This window comes from Chloroflexota bacterium, from assembly GCA_018648225.1.
Lineage (GTDB): Bacteria > Chloroflexota > Anaerolineae > Anaerolineales > UBA11858 > NIOZ-UU35.
This window is the reverse complement of sequence record JABGRQ010000148.1, coordinates 1,730-4,673: the sequence shown is the minus strand read 5'-3', so window position 1 is coordinate 4,673 and position 2,944 is coordinate 1,730. Positions and strand designations below refer to the sequence as shown.

Annotated in this window: 3 protein-coding genes; 1 reads left to right on the top strand and 2 read right to left on the bottom strand. The window is 50.7% G+C overall.

All coding sequences use genetic code 11. From position 1 onward, the window contains the following. Together HN413_14210 and HN413_14205 are read right to left on the bottom strand one after the other, a co-directional pair. The coding region (locus HN413_14210; GenBank protein MBT3391549.1) for a tetratricopeptide repeat protein at window positions 1–1,584 on the bottom strand (1,584 nt) is incomplete at its 3' end. A 96-nt stretch (window positions 1,585–1,680) separates the two neighbouring features. Next, complete coding sequence (locus HN413_14205) at window positions 1,681–2,418, bottom strand: class I SAM-dependent methyltransferase (protein ID MBT3391548.1); 738 nt, start codon at window positions 2,416–2,418, stop codon at window positions 1,681–1,683. A 115-nt stretch (window positions 2,419–2,533) separates the two neighbouring features. Between HN413_14205 and HN413_14200 the strand changes: the two genes are divergently transcribed. Further along, window positions 2,534–2,944 (top strand): bifunctional 4'-phosphopantothenoylcysteine decarboxylase/phosphopantothenoylcysteine synthetase (locus tag HN413_14200; GenBank protein ID MBT3391547.1); only part of this gene is annotated, 411 nt, incomplete at its 3' end.

Genomic DNA, 2,944 nt, shown 5'->3' with positions numbered 1-2,944 from the left:
ATCGACTGCAATTTGAGCACGATAATAATATAACCGGGCAAAATCCAGGTCTGAAACAGCCAGCTTTTCTGCAGCATTCATCTGGGGCAAAGCGTCTTTGGCGTTATCCACCATCCACATGGCACGCCCAAAACCCAGGCTAATCTCAAATGTATTCGATGTGTATTTGCGCGCTTCGTACAAATCGTTCATCGCCTGAGCCGCGTCACCCAATTCAAGCGCCGTCAGACCACGATATTGATAAGCTAATGCATTTTCGTCATCCAATTCCAGCGCCTCATCAAACGCATCCAAAGCATCCTCAAAATCTTCTCCCAGCTCATAGTACAACCGTCCAAGCAAAGCCCAATAACGGGCATCTTCCTGCTCGTATAACCCGAAGGTTTGTAAATATGCAAGGGCGTCTTCCGGACGACCTTTATCAAAATTAATTTCCGCTAATAATAGATATACAGATAAGTCGGTAATATCGAGTTCGTGTGCCCGCATCGCATCAGCATGGGCTTCTTCGACATGAGCGAGCGCCAAATGCGCCTGCGCCCGCAACGCGTAAAACTGCGGATGATCTGCCAGTAAGGCTTCCACATCTTCGAGCACGGCCAATGCATCTTCAACTTGTCCACGCGCCAGGTAATAAGCCGCCAATTCCAGATGAGCAGCACCAAAATCCGGGCCAAGTTTTACGGCCTGTCGCAGATCATTTTCCACATTTGCCGCAGGATTCAGTACCACTTTCAACAAAGCGCGCCCCAGATAAGCCGGAGCAAAGGCTGCATCCAATGCAATCGCCGCTTCGTACGATTTCATCGCCGTGCCGGTATCTCCCATCAGCCGCTGACCCTCACCCAGGTAGTACAACACATCCGCAGCTTCTGGCTCGTCGTGCTGTACTTGCTCCATGAAAGAGAGCATGGATTCGTAATCACCGCTCTCGTAGGCGCGCATGGCGATACGGAAGGCCTCGCTGCGAGGGTGGGGGGTATTGACAAAAAGAGGGCGCGGCGTATAAGTGGCTGCTAACTGCATCCATAGAGGTTGCGCCGTGGCCGCGGGCAATTTTGCATCAACAGTAGCGAGGGCCACATCGCTGGGTGTTACCGTAGGGGTATCGGTCCATGCCAGGGGGGTGATTGTTAGTTTGGGGGCAAACAACCCATTTCGAGAGCCAAAAACACCCAGCCAAATCAAACCAACCACAAAAATTCCCGCCACCGAAAAAATCGCCAGCCGAGCGATTGGATTCGCCCAAATGCGTTTCAGACCGCGCGGCGCTTCGGCATCACTTAACTCAACTTTCCAAGATCGGCGCTTCGGAGGAACCGGGATAATTTCATCTATTGGGTGTGACTGACCGAGGAGGCGTAACCCCCGTTTGGCTATTTCATTGTCCGGGTCAAGCCGTAGCACAGATTGCAAGCAATAGAGCTTTTCTTTTTCGCTTTCAACAACCGAGCTAAGCCAGAGCCAATAATCTGGATTTTCTTTATTATTTCGCAACAAACGCGTTAATAAATCCCGCGCCTGAGAGCGGTGGTTTTGAATAATGGCATCAATTGCTTCTTTGAATATTCCGGATTCTGACATGGCACTTAAACCAGTCTAGCATAAGCAAGCTGTACCGACAAGGAACCGAGGTACCAACTTACCAATCTGTAAACTACTGCATCAAGCAACGATCTCCTATCCCAAAGGAGATTCCGAGAGATTTTCTGAGCGGGCCATTACCGCCACCAGCGACTGTCCAAAAGGAGGCCGCGCCAGGCGCTCAATAGCGGAGAGATATGGCACTAGGCGATCCATCAGATGGGCATTTTCGCGGCGAATTACCTGGTCTTTCCGCACCCGCGCCGACCAGTACCAGCCAAAAACGCCAACCAAATTCACATAATGGCATTCGATTAATTCCAGCCTGGCATCGTTTGCCAACGATCGTAACCGCGTACGGCTATAGCGGCGAAAATGCCCCAATTCTTTGTCCAATGCGCCATAGGCCCATGGCCCGGCGGGGACATAAAGCCACAATTTCCCTCCGGGCTTCAACACCGACGCCATTTGCTGAACAGCCAAGAGATCATTTTCAATATGTTCCAACACATTTATACATAAAACTGTATCAAAATAATCCAGCGGCGCTTGCGCTGCGGGCAAATCGAGCAAACTCAATTGCAAAGGGGTAATATTCTTGTGGGTCTTTGCGTATTCGCGCAAAATATTCACGTATTCATCTTCAAAGTCCAGGCATACTACCTCTTTACTTGACAATAAAAATTGCGTGATATTCCCGATTCCTGCACCAATTTCTAAAATCCGCTCGCCCAAATGCGGACGCATCAACGAATAAATCCAGTGGTTGTAATTATAGGTATCTGTTAATAAATCTAAAGTATTTGTAATCGTATGGATAAATTCATCCTGCATAGCAGCCTCTTTGGCGATCAAATAATCGCCGAATTATAACACTACGCCGAAACGCAACTCCCCCTGAATTAGCGGTACAATAACAGCACCTATCCAATCACCCCCTTCCATGCCTATGTCTCAACACCCACTCCAACACAAGAACATCATTCTGGGCGTCACCGGCAGTATTGCAGCCTATAAAGCAGCCGACCTCGCCAGCAAACTCGCCCAAAGCGGCGCGAATGTCAATGTTGTACTCACCGATGCCGCCACAAAATTCATCGCCCCGCTGACGTTTCAATCTGTCACCGGACAGCCCGCCTATACCGATGCCGATCTCTGGGGCGCGGATGCACATGTGCTGCACATCGGGTTGGCGCGCAAGGCCGATGCGCTGCTCATCGCTCCGGCAACTGCCAATACGCTCGCCAAACTTGCCCACGGTCAGGCCGACGATCTCATCTGCCTGACAGCCTTGGCATTGGGAAGCGAAGCAAATGCCGCGCCCCTGATGATTGCCCCGGCAATGGACGCGGGCATGTAC